Source organism: Azospirillum sp. UENF 211521, from assembly GCF_058780535.1.
Map to the genome: position 1 here is coordinate 561,220 of NZ_JBSNCF010000001.1, position 14,643 is coordinate 575,862.

Genomic DNA, 14,643 nt, shown 5'->3' on the forward strand with positions numbered 1-14,643 from the left:
GCTGTGGCCTCAGACCGGTTCGAGTGCGGGTGCGGGCAGCGCGGCCACCGGCGGACGCGGCGCCCTGGAATCCATGTGCCGGCTCATCTCGCGCAGGCCGGCGACGTCCAGGATCAGGGCGACGCGCCCGTCGCCCAGGATGGTCGCGGCGGCCACGCCGTCGAGGCGGCGGAAGTTCGCTTCCAGGCTCTTGATGACGACCTGCTGCTGGCCCAGAACCTCGTCCACGACGAGGCCGAGGCGGGAGCCGTCCTCCGTCTCCACCAGCACGACCAGCGCGCGGGTGGGGTCGGCGACGGCGCCGGGGATGCCGAACAGCTGGTGCAGGTAGACCAGCCGCACATACTCGCCGCGGGCCATCATCACGTCGCACTTGCCGACCAGCCCGTGCAGGTCCGCCGCCTTGGGGCGCAGGCTCTCCACGATGTTGGTCAGCGGCAGGACGAAGCGCTCCTCGCCGACCGAGATCACCATGCCGTCGAGCACCGCCAGCGTCAGCGGCAGCGACAGCACGAAGCGCGAGCCCTCGCCCGGCGTGGAGTAGACGCCGATGCGCCCGCCGAGCGAGGTGATGTTCCGCCGCACCACGTCCATGCCGACGCCGCGGCCCGACAGGTTGGACACCTGGTCGGCGGTGGAGAAGCCGGGCAGGAAGATCAGGTTGTCGATCTCCTCGTCCGACAGGGTGGCCCCCGGCTGGACGAGGCCTTTCTCGATGGCCTTGGACAGCACCTTGGGCCGGTTGATGCCGCGCCCGTCGTCGGTGATCTCGATGACGATGCGGCCCGAGCGGTGCTGCGCCGACAGGTGCACGGTGCCGGCGCGCGGCTTGCCGACGCGCTCCCGCTCCTCCGGCCCTTCCAACCCGTGGTCGATGGAATTGCGGATCATGTGGGTCAGCGGATCGACGAGGTTCTCCACCACCGTCTTGTCCACCTCGGTCGTCTCGCCGCTGGTGACGAGCTGGACCTCCTTGCCGGTGGTGGCGGCGCATTCGCGGACCAGCCGCGGCATGCGGGAGAAGACGCTCGACACCGGCTGGGCGCGGATCGACATCACGCTCTCGCGCAACTCGCGGGTGTGCTGGGCCAGCTGCTCCAGCCCTTCCAGAAGCTCCTGGAACTCGCCGGGGGGCAGCTCGCGCACATGCTCGGCGATCATCGCCTGGGTGATGACCATCTCGCCGACCATGTTGACCAGCCGGTCGATCTTGTCGAGATCGACGCGGATGGTGTGGCTGGTCAGCCCGGCGTGCTCCGCCCCGCCGCCGTTGGGGCGCGGGCGGGCGGCCTCGGCCTTCGGAGCGTCGGCCCCGGGGGTTTTGGGGGGCGCTTCGGGGACCGCGGCGACCACCGCCGGCGGGGCGGCCGTGGCAACGGGCACCGGATCGGTGACGGGGGGCGGGGCCTCGGGGGCGGCGGGCGGCGGGGCCTCCGCGGTGATGCGGATGTCGCAGTCGTCGGCCACGAACTCGAAGACGTCGTTGATCTTGTCCAGATCGACGTCCGCGTCGGCGATCAGCGTGACCGTCCAGGAGAGGTGGAGAAGCTCCGCCTCCAGGTTCTGGAGGTTGGGCAGGGCGTCGGTGTGGCATTCGACGGTGGCGTCGCCCAGCCGGCGCAGCGCGCGCAGCATGAAGGCCGGCTCGTTGCCCGACATCAGCAGGTCGGACCGCGGCCGGAAGACGATGGTCCAGCGCAGCTTGCCGGGGGGAACCGGGTCCTCCGCCGCGCGGGCGGCGGCGATGGCGGCCATGGCGTCGCCGAACAGCCCGGCCTCGTCGTCCTCGTCGTCAGCGTAGACAGGCGCGGGCGCCGGAGCGGCGGGGGCGGCCGCCGGAGCCTGGACCTGCGGCGCGTCGCCGCCCGACAGATGGCGGCGCAGGGCGGCCACGGTGCCGTCGGTGGTCCCCGCCGGGGCCGGGTCGCCCTCGCGCGCGTAGGCCAGCATCTGGCCCAGCAGGTCGTTGGCGCGGATCAGCGTGTCCACCAGCTCGGTCGTGACGGGAACGGTGTTGTTGCGCACCCCGTCCATCACCGTCTCGAACTCGTGCGCGAAGGCGACCAGCTCGGTGAAGCCGAAGGCGCCGCCGCCGCCCTTGATGGAATGGACGGCGCGGAAGATGGCGTTGACCTCGTCGGAATCGACCTCGCCCGGCGTCAGCCGCAGCAGGCCGGACTCGGCGACCTCCAGCAGCTCCGCGCTTTCGTCGAAATAGGTTTGCTTGAACCGGCTCAGGTCTTCCACGGGCGCCCCCTCACAAGCCAGGACGCGGCGTCAGCCGCAGACCTTCTGAACGACGGAGATCAGCTTCTCCGGGTTGAAGGGCTTCACGATCCAGCCGGTCGCCCCCACCGCCCGGCCTTCGGACTTCTTCTTCTCGTCGGCCTCGGTGGTCAGCATCAGGATGGGCAGCGTGCGGTGCGCCGGGGTGGCGCGCAGGCGGCGGATCAGGGTCAGCCCGTCCATCACCGGCATGTTCAGGTCGGTGATGACGAGGTCCACCTTGTTGGCGCCGATGACGCCCAGCGCCTGCTGGCCATCGGCGGCCTCCACCACGTCGTAGCCGGCGCCCTTCAGCGTGAAGGAGACCATGTCCCGCATGGTCCGCGAATCGTCGACGGTGAGTACCTTCTTCTTCACGCTTGGCTCCATTGCTTCAACCAGCCGTCCAGCCCCAGATCCTCGCAGGCTTCCGCCAGGACCTCGGACGGCTGGGCGATGGCGAACGTACGGTTCTGTTCGGCGGCGTGCCGGGAGGCGACCAGAAGTGCCTGGACGCAGGCGGTGCTGACCCGCTCCACGGCCGCGGCTTCGGCGATGACGGTCTGGGAGGCGGCGAAGCCGGCGCGCAGGCTGTCCAGCAGGGGCTGCGCCATGGCGAGGTCGAGGTCGCTGGGCAGGCCCAGCCGCACCGTTCCCCCCTCATCGCTCCACTTGATCAAAGTCACCGCCCGTCTCCTTGCAACCCGACCGGGCAATGCCCCGTCCGGAAGACTGATCATGTCCGGCATTTGGTAAAAAACCTGCCTGAAACACGTATAAGGATTCGTTAAGGCAACTGGACTGACCTGTGTCAACCGGAGCGCGTTCCAGCGGTGTGGTCCGGTTCTTTCGCGGTTTGATCGTTTTGTGACACGGCTGTTGCCGCGGTCGCCAAAGGAACGGTGAAGGCGAAGGTGGCGCCCTTGCCGGGGGCGCTGTCGACCCGGATGCGGCCGCCGAGATGCTCGACGATGCGCTTGCTGATGGCCAGCCCCAGCCCGGTGCCCTGCGGCTTGTCGGTCATGGTGTCGCCGACCTGCCGGAAGCGGTCGAAGACGATGGCCTGATGCTCCGCGGCGATGCCGGGGCCGCTGTCGGTGACGGACACGCGCAAGGCATCGTCTTCGACCGCGACAGACAGCGACGCCCGGCCGCCCGCCGGGGTGAATTTCGCGGCGTTGGACAGCAGGTTCACCGCCACCTGCACCAGCCGGTCATGGTCGCCGCGCACCGGCGGCAGGCCGTGCGGGATGGTGACGGCCAGCGCGATGCCGCGCTCGTGGAACAGCCGGGCGGTGGCCGCCGCCGCCTGCTCCAGCGCGGCGCCGAGGTCCATCGGGCGGACCTGCCAATCGATCTCCCCCGCCTCGATCTTCGCCATGTCGAGGACTTGGTTGATGAGGCGGGTCAGCCGCTCGCTCTCGGTGATGACGAGGCCGAGAAACTCCTGCCTCTGCTCCAGCTCGATGTCGGGGTTGTCGTGCAGCACCTCGGTCAGGGCGCGGATGGAGGTCAGCGGCGTGCGCAGCTCGTGCGTCACGGTGGACAGGAACTCGTCCTTCAGCCGGTCCAGCTCCGTCAGCCGTTCGTTGGCGGCGCGCAGAGCGGCGGACGCGCGCTGCAGCTCGGCCGTCCTGTGTTCGAGCTGGCGGCTGTATTCGATGACGTGGCTGGTCTCGTCGAGCATCCGCATCAGCTCGGGGTAGCTGACCTCGCCGCCCTCCACCGCGGAGGCCAGCGCCACCCGAGCCGAGGCGGCGCCGATCGCACCGGCGAGCAGCCGCTCGGCGAAGCGCACCAGCTCCGCCCCGGCCCGGCGGTCCGGCTCCAGCGGCCCGTGGCGGCGGGCATGTTGGGCGAAGGCGGCCTCCGCCCGCTGTGGGCCGAGGAAGCGCGCGACGATGCGCTGCAGGTCGCCGACCGTGGCGGTGCCGCGCCACGCGCCCGCGGGCAGGGGAGCGTCGCGGTGCTGGAACACCTCGACGAAGGCGGTGGCCTGCGCCCGCTCGCCCAGGCCGGGCCGGTCGAGCAGGGAGACCACGACGTAGAGGCCGATGTTGAGCAGCATGCTCCAGAACAGCGCGTGGGTCAGCGGGTCCATGCCGTCCAGCCCGAACAGGGCGTAGGGCCGCAGCAGGGCGACGCCCCACGGCCCCTGGTCGATGAAGGAGGCGGGCAGCCAGCCCGACCGCGCGAAGCTGGGCAGCAGCAGCGTGTAGGCCCAGGTCAGGATGCCGGCGCCGAGGCCGGCCAGCGCGCCGCGCCGGGTCGCCCCCGCCCAGTAGACGCCGCCGATCAGCGCCGGGGCGAACTGCGCCACCGCTGTGAAGGAGATCAGGCCGATGGCGCTCAGCGCGTAGGCCGAGCCGGCGATGCGGAAATACAGGTAGCCGAGCAGCAGGATCGCCACGATGGCGGCGCGCCGGATGGTCAGCAGCAGCGGCGACAGGTCGTGCAGCCGCTCCAGCCGGGCGCTGCGGGCGCGCAGCAGAAGCGGCATCACGATGTCGTTGCACACCATGGTGGACAGCGCGATGGCCTCGACCACGATCATGCCGGTGGCCGCCGACAGCCCGCCGATGAAGGCGAGCAGGGCCAGCCACTCGTTCCCGGCGGCCAGCGGCAGCGCCACCACGAACATGTCGGGGTCCACCGCCTGTTCCGGGAAGCGGATCAGCCCAGCCACCGCCACCGGCAGAACGAACAGGTTGATCAGCAGCATGTAGAGCGGGAACAGCCACAGGGCGCGGGTCAGGTGCCGCTCGTCCACATTCTCGATCACCGTCACCTGGAACTGGCGGGGCAGGCAGAGCACCGCCGCCATCGACAGCAGCGTCATGGTCAGCCACGACCCGTCGGCCAGCGCCGGGGCGGAGGTGTAGAGGGCCTGGATCTCCGGATGCTCGGCGGCCGTGGCGAACAGCTCGGTGGGGCCGTCGTGCAGCCCCCAGACCACCGCCGCGCCGACCGCCAGGAAGGCCACCAGCTTGACCACCGATTCGAAGGCGATGGCCGCCACCATGCCCTCGTGATGCTCCGCCGCGTCGATGTGGCGCGTGCCGAAGATGATGGCGAAGGCCGCCATGACCACCGCGACGTAGAAGGCGTTGTCCAGCACGACGGGCAGGGAGAGGCCGCCGGTGGCGCCGGACGGGTCGGTGCCCCACAGCACGTCGAAGCTGACCGCCACGGCCTTGAGCTGCAGGGCGATGTAGGGCGTTACCCCGATCACCGCGGTCAGCGCCACCAGCCCGCCCAGCCCCTGGCTGCGCCCGTAGCGGGAGGCGAGGAAGTCGGCGATGGAGGTGATGCGCTGCGCCTTGGCGATGCGCAGGATCTTGCGCAGCACCAGCGGCCCCAGCAGCATCAGCAGGGTCGGGCCGAGATAGATCGGCAGGAAGCCGATTCCCAGCGACGCCGCCCGCCCGACCGAGCCGTAAAAGGTCCAGGTGGTGCAGTACACCGCCAGCGAGAGCGCGTACACGTACGGCGACGCGATGACGCTACGCCCGCCGTCGGCCCGCCGGTCCGCCCACCAGGCGATGGCGAAGAGGAGGAGCAGGTAGGCGAAACTGGCGGCGACGATGGTGGGCCAGGGCATCTCAACGCCCCCTGCGTTCCAGAAGCACCGCCGACAGCGCGATCACCCCGCCCCATACCCCCAAGGCGTACACGTACAGCAGCGGCAGGCCGAACAGCGTGTCCCCGGCGCCGAAGACGCGCAGCAGCGGCGGGTTGAATGCGACCACGCCGAACAGGAACAGCGCGATCAGGCGGTCGGCGCCCGCCCGGCGCGGTGGAGGGGGTACGGGTTGCGGGGCGGACCCTCCGGTCAAAAGGCGCGCTCCCGCGCCGCCAGCTCGACGATGATGTTGGCGCCGCGGATGGCGTCGTCGAGCGTGCGGACGTTGCGTTCCTTGAGCATCTCGACCATGCGCAGGAAGACCGCGGCGGTGACGAGGCTGTCGCCCAGCGCCGTGTGGCGGTCCACCACCTCGATCCCCAGCCGTTCGGCGATGCCGTCCAGCGTGTGGTCGCCGCCCTCGCCGAGCAGCATCCGCGACAGCAGCATGGTGTCGAGCACCGGGCTGTCGAAGCGCACGCCCGACGCCTTTTCCTTCATCTTCAGGAATTTCAGGTCGAAGGCGGCGTTGTGGGCGATCAGCACCGCGCCCGACACGAAGCCGCGGAACTGCGGCAGCACCTTGTCGATGGTCGGCTTGTCGGCGACCATCGCGTCGGTGATGCCGTGGAAGGGGATCGACTCCGCGGGGATGCTCCGCTTCGGGTTGACCAGCGTGTTGAAGGTCTCGCCGGTCAGGATGCGCCCGCCGACGACGCGCACGGCGGCGATCTGGATGATCTCGTCGCCGGTGCTGGGGGAGAGGCCGGTCGTCTCGGTGTCGAAGACCACGTAATGGAGCTGGTCGAGCGGCGTGCGGCCAAGCTCGCTGGTGGCCAGCGGCTGGTGCAGCAGGTTGAAGTCGAAGAATTCCGGCCGCGCCCCGCCGCGCGTCGCGGTGTGGGCCGACGGCGGCTTCAGCGCCGGCGGCAGCGGCACGCGCAGGCGCGACAGCAGCTCGCCCTCCGATCCCGGCCCCTTCACCGGCTCGCTCCACATCGTGCTCTTGTGGTGCTGGAGCACGTCGCCGACCGTCAGGCCGCCCAGCGCGTCGGGCAGCGGGTGGTCGAGCCAGCTGTCCACGATGCCGCTGGGCACCGACGGGCCACGCCACGTGATGTCCAGATAGACCCAGCTGTCCCCGGCCTCCACCGACAGGTCGTAGGCGGGGACCCCGGTCAGCGCGTAAACGTATTCGATCAGATAGCCGAACAGGATCACGAGGCTGTAGCTGTCGCCGTGCACCCATTGCGGCAGGCCGGTCAGCGTCACGCCGTACTGGGCGTCCGGCCCGACCCGGTGGCGGATCAGGTTGATGAGGTTGGTGGAGTGGATGTCGCTCATCGGCCAGGAGCCGGTGACGACGCTGCGGTACGCGTTGGTGACGCGGGCCAGCCGCTCCGACAGGGTGTTGGACGAGTCCATCAGCGCGGCCTGGAAGGCGGCGCGCTCCTCCGGCCCCAGCTCCGGCGTGTCGTCCAGCGTCTCCAGCACGGCGCGCAGGTTGGCGATGGGGGCGCAGAAGCCCTCGGTCGCCTCGCGCAGCAGGGCGTCGCGCTGGCCGAGCGCGGCCAACTCGCTGGTCGCGTCGGACAAGGTGATGACGTAGCCGGTGATGGTCGGCGGCTCGTCCGAGCCCTCCGGCGGGTCCTGCAGGATGGCGCTCATCCGCCCGGCCAGCAGGATGTGCCCGTCGGTGGTAGCGCCGACGAACTGGGCGGTGGTGCCGTGCTCGTGGTTGACGTGCCGCCCCTCGCGCACGCGGAGCGTCAGCCGCTCCAGCGTGTGGATGACCGGCTCCGCCACCACGAAATGCAGCAGCGAGCGACCCAGCCCGAGGTCGCCGGCCAGATGCAGGATGTCGAGCGCCGTCTGGTTGTAAAGCAGGATCTGGTGCTTCAGGTTGCAGACCAGGACGCCTTCGTGCAGGTCGCGCAGGACGGCGGCCAGCCGCGTCTTCTGCTCCTCCGCCTTGGCGGTCGACTCCGCGACGGTGCGGGCGGTGTCGCGGCGGGCGGCAGCCAGCTTGTCCGACAGCTCGTTGACCGCCTTGGCCACCGGGGCGAGGTCGCCGTAGCGGGCCAGCGGAATGCGCGCGCCGGTCTTGCCGTCCGCCGTGCCGTGGGCGATCAGCCCGGCCTCGCGGCTCAGCGTTTCCGAGGCGCGCAGCAGCCGCCGGTCGACCAGCCCCCACAAGCCCCAAACCGCGGCGGTGACGGCGGCGGTCATGGTGACCGCGTAGGTGACGAAGGCGTTGGGGTCGTTGTTCGCGCTGAAGCCGACCGCGGCCCCCACCGACAGCAGGGGCAGGCCGACGCCGGCGGCGCGGAAGGCCAGCGGGATGATCCGGCGCGGCTCCGCCGGGGTGGTTGCCGGGGCGGCGGTTCCGGCGCTTTCGGTGGTCGCCGGGGCGCTCAAGGCTGCGGCTCCGTGGCCCCGCCCTGGTTGCCGCCCTGGTCGTTCTCGGGGGTCAGGTACTTGCGGACGGTGGTGACGAGGTCGCGGGTCGAGAAGGGCTTGGTGATGTAGTCGGTGGCGCCCAGCGCCATGCCCTTCTGCCGCTCCACGTCGCGGCTCTTGGCCGTCAGCATGATGATGGGCAGCGACTGGTAGGCGGGGTCGGCGCGCAACGACTGGCAGACGTCGAACCCGTCGCGGCGCGGCATCATAGCGTCCAGCAGGATCAGGTCGGGCGTGCTTTCCGCAACCGATGCAAGGGCTTCCTCGCCGTTGCGGGCGATGCGCACGGCAAAGCCCGCCTTCTGCAGCAGAACCTGCAGGGACAGGACGATGCTGGGTTCGTCGTCGGCGACCAGGATCGTCGGCTTCATACCAGGGTTTCCTCCGGTTCGCCGGTCTGATGCGCCGGCTTCTTGCGGCTGCGCTTGTTCTAATATGCGTGCCTGTTCAATCCCATGTTAGCGGCAAGGAGAAGGACAGATCAAGACGAAGCCCGTCCGCAATACCGAAATTGCGGACGGGCTTTTTCAAAGGAAAGAAGCGGAATAGAGGGGGCGACAGTTTGTCGCGGCGCTGCCGTTGCCTGCGGTCAGCGCGTCGAGACGACAATGGGCTGCGCTTCCACCTTGCCCTTCAGCGACGCGGCGGCCTGACGGGCGGCGGCGGTGTCGGCATAGCCGCCGACGCGGACGACGTGCCAGGACCGCTGCTCGGCGTCGGTCCAGTCCAGCGCGTAGGCGTTGAAGCCGAGACCGCGCAGGCGGCGGACGAGCCCTTCGGCGTTGTCGGCCTGCTGGAAGGACCCGACCTGCACGGTGTAGCGCCCGTCCGGAACGGCGGCGGACGCCGGGGGCGTCAGCACGCCCGACGATGGCGCCGTGACGGGCGGAGTGGACGCGGGCGGGGTGGAAGCCGTCTTGGGCGCCGGCTTGGCGGGCTGCGGCGCCGGGCGGGCCACGGCGGCTTGGCGTTGGGTCGCGGCGGGCGGAGGCGGGGCCGACAGCATGGCCTGAAGCTCCGCCGTTTCCGCGGTCTTCACGGGGGGCGGGGCTTTGGCGGGCTCGGCCGGGGGCGGCGCCATGGCCGATGCCGGCGGATGCGCCGGGGGCTTCGCGCTCTCCGCCGTTTCCACGGGGTGCGGTGCGGGGTGCGGCGCCGGGGCGGGCTCGGCCGGTCTGGCGGCGGCGGGCGACGGCAGGGCCGGCGGCTCCGGAACCTTCAACGCCGGTGGCGGAATCTGCGGCAGCGCCATGGGCGGCGTGGCCACCGTGGGCGCCGGCGCGGCTGGTGCGACGATGGTCTGCGTCTGCATCGGCGTCTGGGCCGGCGCGGCGGGGGCCGGCGCAGCGGCAGGGGCCGCGCGGGTGATCAGCGCTTCCGGTTTCGCCGGAGTCCCGGTGCCGGGCGAGGCGCCGCCGGGGGCCGGGGCGCTGGGGACGGCGGTGATGAGAGGCGCCGGCGGCGCCGGCGGCGCGTCGCCGCCCTGGTCGAGCATCACGACGACCGCGCCGATGCCGATGGCGGCGGCCAGCGCCGCAGCGATCTTGCCGATGGGCAGATGCCGCTCCGTCTTCCGTCCGGAGGCCGGGGACAACGGATCGTCGTCCTCCGCCGGGTCGGCCTTCAAATCGTCGTTGAGGGCGCGCAGAAGGCGGGCGATGTCGTCCCGGGCCTCCACGCCATCGTCGGCGGGGGCATCGGCCATCGGGGACGGCTTGTGTTCCGCCTTCTGGCCGGCGGCCTTCATCTCATCCTTGAACGTCACGGCGGCGTGCGCACCCAGTTGAAGATCGCAAGGAGTCGGAAGTCACGGAGACGCGGCCCCGAAGGGCGACGCCACGATCCAAAGACCTTCTACTGTATTTCGACGTTCGTTCAAACGCCGATGCGACGAATTGGCGTGAGAAAGTTGGGCGCGAAGGCGCATCGAGGGCGCTTTTTCCGGGTTCAGGGCGCCGGCCGGTAGGGGTGTTCGGCCATCCAGTGGCGGGCGATGTCCAGCCGGGTGGCGACCCATGCCTTGTCGTGGCCCCGCACATAGTCGAGGAAGCGGGCCAGCGCCGCGGCGCGCCCTGGCCGCCCGACCAGCCGGCAATGCAGCCCGACCGACATCATCTTCGGCTGGTCTTCGCCTTCGGCGTAGAGCACGTCGAAGCTGTCCTTCAGGTAGGTGAAGAACTGCTCGCCGGTGTTGAAGCCCTGGTTGGTCGCGAAGCGCATGTCGTTGGCGTCGAGCGTGTAGGGCACGATCAGCTGCGGCCGGCCGAAGCGGTCGTCCCAATAGGGCAGGTCGTCGGCGTAGCTGTCGGCGTTGTAGAGGAAGCCGCCCTCCTCCGACACCAGCTTCCAAGTGTTGGGGCTGCACCGCCCGAGATACCAGCCGAGCGGGCGGGAGCCGGTCACGCGGGTGTGAACCTCGATGGCGCGCAGCATGTGCTCGCGCTCCACCGCCTCCGGCAGATGCTGGTAGTCGATCCAGCGGTAGCCGTGGGTGGCGATCTCCCACCCGGAGTCCAGCATGGCGCGGACGGCGTCGGGGTTGCGCTCCAGCGCCATGGCGACGCCGTAGACGGTCACCGGCAGGCCGCGCTCGGTGAACATCCGGTGCAGCCGCCAGAAGCCGGCGCGGGACCCGTACTCGTAGATCGACTCCATGTTCATGTGGCGCATGCCGACGATGGGCTGGGCGCCGACGATCTCCGACAGGAAGGCCTCCGACGCGGCGTCGCCATGCAGGACGCAATTCTCCCCGCCCTCCTCGTAGTTGATGACGAACTGCACCGCCACCCGCGCCCCGCCCGGCCAGTAGGGGTGCGGCGGACGGGATCCGTAGCCGATCAGGTCGCGCGGGTAATCCTGGGACATGGTGGGGGCGCTCCGTCAGCGGGGAGGGGGACGGTCAGGAGGCGGAGGTGGAGGACTTTTCGGCCGGCTGCTCCTCCGGCACCTGATGGCGCAGGATCAGCGGGGCCTGCAGGGCGCTGAACAGCAGGGTCAGCGGCATGATGCCGAACACCTTGAAGTTCACCCAGGCGTCGGTGGTCATGGTGCGCCACACCACCTCGTTCAGCGCGGCCAGCAGCAGGAAGAACCACGCCCAGCGGATCGCCAGCGTGCGCCATCCGGCGTCGGACAGGTTCAGCACCGAGCCCAGGACATGCTTCAGCACATTGCGCCGCGTCAGGTGCGCCGCGAACAGGACCGCGGCGAACAGCAGGTTGACCAGCGTCGGCTTGATCTTGATGAACAGGTCGTCCTGGAGCCACAGCGTCAGCCCGCCGAACAGCAGGACGAAGCCCGCCCCGACCACCGGCATCACCGGCACCTTGCGTTCGAACCGCCAGGAGACCAGCACGGAGATGCTGATCGCCACCATGAAGACGGCGGTGCCGATCATGATGCCGGCCTGGGAATTGGCGATGAAGAAGGCCGCCAGCGGGCCGGCTTCGATCAGCAGTCGGGCGTATTGGTTCATGATCCTCACATAGACCGAACCGGGCCTGGGATAAAGTGAATCCCTCTCCCGGGACGGGAGAGGGATTGAAGACCGAGGGAGTATGGAAGCGGTCAGAACCGGTAGGAGGCGCGGATCGAGCCGTAGTTGCTGTAGGATTTCTGCCCCTCGAACTCCGGCGACAGGAAGTTCTGGGCGTAGGAGATGCCGAACGCGCCGTAGCGCAGCGCCACGCCGAGCTGGAAGGCGGCGATGAAGTTGTGCTTGTCCACCGACCGGCTGTCGCGGAAGCTGTTGCCGTCGAGGAAGATGTTGCGGGCGACGGCGCGCCCCTCCGCCCCGGCGTAGACGTACCAGGAGAAGGGCGGGCGCGGCGCTCCCGCGGCCACGCTGTCCTGATAGGGGATGCTGGCGGTCGGACGGAGGATCAGCGCGCCGACCGGCGGCGCCATGTTGCCGCCCAGCCGCATGGTGAAACCCGCCCCGCCGAAGGTCAGGACGTTGCCGACGCTGCCGGCGACGTGGGGGCTGATGTCCGCCTCGAAGGGGCCGATGCGGGCCGGGCGCTCGGCGCGCCAGACATGCTCGTAGCTGAGGATGATGCCCGGCTCGTTCTTGAGCTGGTAGTTCCAGCCCTCCGGCCAGCGGGCTCCGGGGACGATGCGGTGCACCGCCTTCTGGGTCTGCTCCGCCAGCGAGGCCGGGCCGACCATGCCGAGGTCCAGGTCGATGCGGTCGACCTGCCGCGTCTCCTCCGAGATCACCGACAGGCGGCCGTACAGCCAGCCGGCGTAGGGGCGGTCGGTGGGGTCGGGGATCGGCTTGGTGATGTCGCTCGGGGTGTACATGTTCTGGCCGAAGGCGATGCCGTAGCGCCGCACCCCATGCTCCCCGATCCAGGGGACGAGGTTGGCCAGCCAGTCGATGTTGCCGTAGGTCGGGCGCTCGCCGGAGATGTAGTAGAACTGGACACCGTTCGTGTAGTAACGGTCCGTCCCGCCACCGAACAGGTCGTTGTCGACCCAGGCGCCGATGGACGGTCCGGACCGGGGAGCGGTGTCCGGCGGCGGAGCGGTGTTCGTGTTTGGAACATTGTCCGCCTCTGGTGCGCTTTGGGCCAGCACCGGCCCCGTCGCCAGCCCGAGAGAGAGGGCGGCGATCACGCTCCAACCTGCACGCACGGCCATAATGGTCCAATTCCCTTCGTTGCCGAGCACCCTAAGATAAGACGCAGGCGCCCTTTGGCGCCTGCACTTTCGGGTGAGGCAAAATAGTTTGCGGAGGGTGGCTTACTGGAAGGCCGCCTCGGCGAAGCTGCGCAGCTTGCGGGAATGCAGCGTCTCCATGCCGTGCTCGCGCAGAAGCTCCATGGCGAGCACGCCGATCTTCAAATGCTGGTCGACCCGCTCGCGGTAGAAGCGGTCGGCCATGCCCGGCAGCTTCAACTGGCCGTGCATCGGCTTGTCGGACACGCAGAGCAGCGTGCCGTAGGGAACGCGGAAGCGGAAGCCGTTGGCGGCGATGGTGGCGCTTTCCATGTCCAGCGCGACGGCGCGGCTCTGGCTGAAGCGCATCAGCGGCTCGCGGTGGTCGCGCAGTTCCCAATTGCGATTGTCGATGGTCGCCACCGTGCCGGTGCGCATGATGCTTTTCAGCGCGTAGCCGGACAGGCCGGTCACCCGCTCCACCGCTGTCTCCAGGGCGCGCTGCACCTCGGCCAGCGCCGGGACGGGCACCCAGGTCGGCAGGTCGGCGTCCAGCACATGGTCGTCGCGGACATAGCCGTGGGCCAGCACATAGTCGCCCAGCCGCTGCGTGCTGCGCAGGCCGGCGCAGTGGCCCAGCATGATCCAGGCGTGCGGGCGCAGCACGGCGATGTGGTCGGTGATCGTCTTGGCGTTGGACGGGCCGACGCCGATGTTGACCAGGGTGATGCCGTTGCCGTCCGGGCGGGTCAGGTGGTAGGCGGGCATCTGCGGCAGGCGGAGCAGCCGCGCGCCATTCGTCGGCGCCTCGCCGGGGTTGCCCCCCAGATTGGCGTTCTGGACGATGACGCCGCCGGGCTCGACGAAGCGGTCGTACTGGCTGCGGTAGGCGGCCAGCTCGGGATCGGCGGCTGGCTCCATGATCTCGCGGGCCATGCGGATGAACTCGTCCACATAGAACTGGTAGTTCGTGAACAGGACGAAGTTCTGGAAATCCTCCGGCGCCGTCGCCGTGTAGTGGCGCAGCCGGTGCAGAGAGAAATCCACCCGCGGCGCGGTGAACAGGGCCAGCGGCTTCACCGCGTCCAGCGACTCCTCGTAGGTGCCGTTGACGATGGTGTCGTCCATGCGGGCGAGGTCGGGCAGGTCGAACAGGTCGGGCAGCCCGGCCAGCCGCTCCGGCGTCAGGTCGCCCTCGACATGCATGCCCTGGGGGAAGGCGAAATGGATGGGGATCGCCTCGTCGCTGACCCCGACCTCCAGCGGAACATGGTGGTTGCGCAGCAGGAGCGAGAGCTGTTCGCGGTAATAGCGGTCGAACAGGTCGGGGCGGGTCAGCGTCGTGGAGTAGGTGCCCGGCCCCTCGACGAAGCCGTAGGCCAGCCGCGTGTCCACCGTGGCCGCCGAGGCGGTGGAGAGCCGGACGTAGGGGTAATGGGCCTGCTCCCGCCGTCCGCCGTCCTCGCCGCGGGTGAAGGCGGCGAAGCGGTCGCGCAGATAGGCGGTGTTGCGGTCGTAGAGGTCCCGGACGAGGGCCAGGGCGGCGTCCGCGTCGGTGAAGCGCTCGACAGGACCGGGAGGAACGGGGGAGGGGGAGGTCTTGGCAGCCGTCATAGTCTTCAGATAGGGCTTGGGCG

At 70.0% G+C, this 14,643-nt stretch carries 12 protein-coding genes; all 12 read right to left on the reverse strand.

Going from position 1 to position 14,643, the window contains the following annotated elements:
- Window positions 1-9: 9 nt before the first annotated feature.
- Complete coding sequence (locus ACWPN5_RS02635) at window positions 10-2,247, reverse strand: chemotaxis protein CheA (protein ID WP_145682392.1); 2,238 nt, start codon at window positions 2,245-2,247, stop codon at window positions 10-12.
- A gap of 30 nt (window positions 2,248-2,277) precedes the next feature.
- Entirely contained in the window at window positions 2,278-2,655 is a 378-nt protein-coding gene (locus ACWPN5_RS02640) for a response regulator (protein WP_014241666.1), read from the reverse strand.
- Window positions 2,640-2,951, reverse strand: a complete 312-nt coding sequence (locus ACWPN5_RS02645) for an STAS domain-containing protein (protein WP_038529688.1) — start codon at window positions 2,949-2,951, stop codon at window positions 2,640-2,642. The genes ACWPN5_RS02640 and ACWPN5_RS02645 overlap by 16 nt, the downstream gene beginning before the upstream one ends.
- A 125-nt stretch (window positions 2,952-3,076) precedes the next feature.
- The gene (locus ACWPN5_RS02650) at window positions 3,077-5,866 is read right to left on the reverse strand and encodes an ATP-binding protein (RefSeq protein ID WP_492294089.1); all 2,790 of its coding nucleotides are present in this window, start codon (window positions 5,864-5,866) and stop codon (window positions 3,077-3,079) included.
- 1 nt (window position 5,867) lies between these two features.
- Window positions 5,868-6,101 (reverse strand): hypothetical protein, encoded by a 234-nt coding sequence (locus ACWPN5_RS02655; protein ID WP_145682390.1) that lies wholly within the window; start codon window positions 6,099-6,101, stop codon window positions 5,868-5,870.
- Entirely contained in the window at window positions 6,098-8,305 is a 2,208-nt protein-coding gene (locus ACWPN5_RS02660) for a 3'-5' exonuclease (RefSeq protein ID WP_492294092.1), read from the reverse strand. Before ACWPN5_RS02660 ends, ACWPN5_RS02655 begins: the two co-directional genes overlap by 4 nt.
- The gene (locus ACWPN5_RS02665) at window positions 8,302-8,718 is read right to left on the reverse strand and encodes a response regulator transcription factor (protein ID WP_145682388.1); all 417 of its coding nucleotides are present in this window, start codon (window positions 8,716-8,718) and stop codon (window positions 8,302-8,304) included. The genes ACWPN5_RS02660 and ACWPN5_RS02665 overlap by 4 nt, the downstream gene beginning before the upstream one ends.
- Before the next feature lie 218 nt (window positions 8,719-8,936).
- Window positions 8,937-10,112 carry an SPOR domain-containing protein gene (locus ACWPN5_RS02670; protein ID WP_492294094.1) on the reverse strand — a complete coding sequence of 392 codons (1,176 nt, stop codon included), beginning with the start codon at window positions 10,110-10,112 and terminating at the stop codon, window positions 8,937-8,939.
- 182 nt (window positions 10,113-10,294) lie between these two features.
- Window positions 10,295-11,212 carry an allantoinase PuuE gene (gene puuE, locus ACWPN5_RS02675; RefSeq protein WP_492294096.1) on the reverse strand — a complete coding sequence of 306 codons (918 nt, stop codon included), beginning with the start codon at window positions 11,210-11,212 and terminating at the stop codon, window positions 10,295-10,297.
- A gap of 34 nt (window positions 11,213-11,246) precedes the next feature.
- Window positions 11,247-11,822: a septation protein A gene (locus ACWPN5_RS02680; RefSeq protein ID WP_145682385.1), complete on the reverse strand. Its 576-nt coding sequence runs from the start codon at window positions 11,820-11,822 to the stop codon at window positions 11,247-11,249.
- A 92-nt stretch (window positions 11,823-11,914) separates the two neighbouring features.
- The gene (locus tag ACWPN5_RS02685) at window positions 11,915-12,988 is read right to left on the reverse strand and encodes a lipid A deacylase LpxR family protein (RefSeq protein WP_492294098.1); all 1,074 of its coding nucleotides are present in this window, start codon (window positions 12,986-12,988) and stop codon (window positions 11,915-11,917) included.
- 102 nt (window positions 12,989-13,090) lie between these two features.
- A complete protein-coding gene (locus ACWPN5_RS02690) occupies window positions 13,091-14,620 on the reverse strand; it encodes an AMP nucleosidase (protein ID WP_492294100.1) in 1,530 nt (509 codons plus the stop codon).
- Between the last annotated feature and the right edge of the window lie 23 nt (window positions 14,621-14,643).